Below are 3,343 nucleotides of genomic sequence, written 5' to 3' on the forward strand. Positions count from 1 at the left end.
AGTCGGTGACGTACCCGAAGCAGTTGCGGATCAGGCGGTTGGCGTTGGCGTGGCTCGACGAGCGCGGAAGCCCGTGGGTTCGCATGAGATTCGACGTCGTGGCGATCCTGATGACCCGCGACGGTGATCCGGTGATCTCGCATCTGCGTGGAGCCTTCTGATGGCGCTGGGGCGTGCCTTCTCGGTCGCGGTGAGCGGTGTCGACGGTCAGGTGGTGGAGATCGAGGCCGATATCGGACGCGGACTGCCTGCGGTCCACCTGGTGGGTCTACCCGATACGGCGCTGAACGAGTCCCGTGATCGAGTGAAAGCCGCCGTGAGCAATTCGGGCGGCAAGTGGCCCGACTCGCGAGTGATACTCGCTCTGTCGCCGGCGACACTGCCGAAAGTCGGGTCGGTTTACGATCTGGCCCTCGCGCTCTCCGTTCTGGACGCGGACAAACAGATTCCGCGTCGCGCTCTGGAGAAAACTGTATTTCTCGGCGAGTTGGCGCTCGACGGTCGTCTTCGAGGAGTGCGTGGGGTTCTGCCGGGGGTATTGGCGGTCAAGCGGGCCGGATGGCAGCGGGTTGTCGTGCCGCTGGCCACACTGGCCGAGGCGGGCCTCGTCGACGGCATCGAGGTTCTCGGCGCGGTGTCGTTGAGGGAAGTTGTCTCCTGGCTGCGCGGTGAGACGGTCCTCGATCATCCAGTGCCCGCGGTGTACGACGACGGCACGACGTACCCCGATATGAGCGAGGTCGTGGGCCAGCAGGATGCTCGTTGGGCTCTCGAAGTCGCGGCGGCGGGAGCTCATCACATCATGTTGACGGGACCACCTGGAATCGGTAAAACGATGCTTGCGCAACGGCTTCCGGGGATACTGCCGCCGTTGACCGATGAGGAGTCGTTGGAGGTGACGGCGATTCACTCCGTGGCGGGAACGTTGACCGAGGATCGCCCGTTGATCTCGTCGCCGCCGTTCATCGCCCCACATCATTCGACCACGGTGAGTGCTTTGGTCGGCGGGGGCACCGGCATGGCCAAACCGGGTGCGGTCAGTCGAGCGCACAGGGGAGTGCTGTTCCTGGACGAATGTGCCGAGATGGGCGTGAAAGCACTGGAGGCGTTGCGAACTCCTCTCGAAGACGGTGAGATCAGAATTGCTCGAAGAGACGGCGTCGCACGCTATCCGGCTCGATTTCAGCTGATCCTCGCCGCCAATCCATGTCCGTGCGCACCTGCCAGAAATGCCGATTGCGTGTGTGCTCCCACTGCCCGCAGAAAATATCTCGGAAGGCTGTCAGGGCCACTGCTCGATCGGGTCGATCTGCGTATTGCCATGCAGACAGTGGCAACGGGAGCTCTGGCCGACGAGGTGGGCGAAACGACGGCGGAGGTGCGCGCCAGGGTGACCGGTGCACGCGATGCTGCAGCAGCACGATGGCGCGAGTACGGCTGGCGTACCAACGCCGAGGTGCCCGGACCCGCGCTGCGGCAGAAGTTTCGGCTGGGGAACGAGGCGTTGCGTCCACTCGAACGGTCGTTGCGAAACGGCTCGCTGACTGCACGTGGTGCAGACCGTGCACTGCGAGTGTCGTGGACACTCTCCGATCTGGCCGGTGGCGACATGCCAGGTCTCGACGAGGTCGGTGCAGCCCTCGACTTTCGAGACAGGGGGATGATGTGAGTGCACACGATCCGCGGCGTCTTGCGTGGGCGTACCTGTCTCGGGTCGCCCAGGGGCCACACCGCGCTCTTCTCGACTTCGCCGCTGCGGCGGGGCCCGAGGAAGCGCGGACCGCCGTGATCGGTGGAGGTCTCGGCGAACGGCTTCAAGTTCGGTCCCACATCGACACTGCAGCAGTCGATCTCGACCTCGTTGCATCCATGGGAGGTAGGTTGGTGACGCCGGACGACGAGGAATGGCCGATGTGGCGGTTTCTGGCCTTCGACGGTGCTGGGATGCCCGACGGGCCGGATCGGTGTGCGCCCTGTGCGTTGTGGGTGCTCGGCAGCCGTCGGGTGGCCGAGCTGGTCGACCGGGCCGTCTCGATCGTGGGGACGCGGGCCGCCAGTGCTTACGGTGAACACGTGACGGCAGAAATCGCCGGCGATCTGGCGGTCGACGGCTGGACGATCGTCTCGGGGGCGGCCTTCGGCATCGATGCAGCCGCCCATCGCGCCGCGCTCGGGGTCTCCGGAACGACGGTGGCGGTCCTGGCGTGTGGGGTGGACCGTGCCTATCCGTCCGGCCACTCGAGGCTCCTGCAGAGAATCGCGGGCAGCGGCGCGGTCATCAGTGAGTACAGCCCAGGGACCACGCCCGCGAAACACAGATTTCTGGCACGCAACCGAGTCGTCGCAGCATTCGGATCCGCAGTGGTGGTCGTGGAAGCCGGATGGAGAAGCGGAGCACGAAATACTGCGGCTTGGGCGCACAAGCTCGGCAGGCCAGTCCTTGCGGTACCCGGACCGGTGACATCGGCGTCGTCCAAGGGTTGCCACAGAATGATCAGAGAGGGTGAAGCTCGTCTCGTCGCGGATGCACACGATGTGGTCGCGGAGGCAGGTCCCTCGGGTGAGGTCGGCGAAGGTCGGCCGTCGATGTTCCGTGACATCGACGCTCTGTCCGACAACGCCTTGCTCGTCTACGAGGCTCTCCCCGCCACCGGCACGCGATCACCTCGGGAGCTGTCCGAACTGTCGTCGCTGCCGTTGACCAAGGTGCGTTCGGTACTTCCACTGCTCGAGCTCGAAGGGTTCGTGGCCAGCGACGAGACGGGATGGTTTCGTGTGGTGAAGTCGTGAGCCGGACAGACGAGATGCCGGTAACCTATATTAGGTAACACTTACTGGACAACATTGGCCAGCTCTCAGTCGTGACAGCTCGGAAAGGCTGAACTACGTGGCACGAAGCACAACAACGCTGACCGTCCTCCGGACCGAGGAACTGACGCCTCATATGCAACGGGTGTACCTCGGAGGTCCGGGGTTCGCGGACTTCCAACCGACGGAGTACACCGATTCGTACGTAAAACTGATCTTCGGGTCCGGCGACGATGAGATCAAGCGCACCTACACGGTCCGATCCGTCGATGCCGCAGCACGAGAAATCGCCATCGACTTCGTCGTGCACGGAGACGAAGGGGTCGCCGGACCGTGGGCGGCGCGCGTCGAGCCGGGGGAGGAGATCAGGATGTACGGGCCATCGGGTGCCTACTCTCCGCGGTCGGACGCCGACTGGCATCTGTTCGCCGGTGACGAGTCCGCGATTCCGGCCATCGCCGCAGCCGTCGAGGCACTTCCGGAGGACGCGATCGCCAAGGTGTTCATCGAGATCGCCGACCGAAAGGACGAGATC

3 protein-coding genes are annotated in these 3,343 nt (G+C 64.6%); all 3 read left to right on the plus strand.

All coding sequences use genetic code 11. The features are described 5' to 3' along the window. The first annotated feature begins 160 nt into the window (after positions 1-160). On the plus strand, positions 161-1,669 hold the full coding sequence (locus A2J03_RS15165; protein ID WP_068375463.1) for a YifB family Mg chelatase-like AAA ATPase: 1,509 nt from the start codon (positions 161-163) through the stop codon (positions 1,667-1,669). Further along, the gene (gene dprA, locus A2J03_RS15170; RefSeq protein ID WP_068375466.1) at positions 1,666-2,790 is read left to right on the plus strand and encodes a DNA-processing protein DprA; all 1,125 of its coding nucleotides are present in this window, start codon (positions 1,666-1,668) and stop codon (positions 2,788-2,790) included. The genes A2J03_RS15165 and dprA overlap by 4 nt, the downstream gene beginning before the upstream one ends. 97 nt (positions 2,791-2,887) lie before the next feature. After that, positions 2,888-3,343 (plus strand): siderophore-interacting protein (locus A2J03_RS15175; protein ID WP_197480791.1); only part of this gene is annotated, 456 nt, incomplete at its 3' end.

The organism is Rhodococcus sp. EPR-157 (assembly GCF_001647195.1).
GTDB lineage: Bacteria > Actinomycetota > Actinomycetes > Mycobacteriales > Mycobacteriaceae > Rhodococcoides.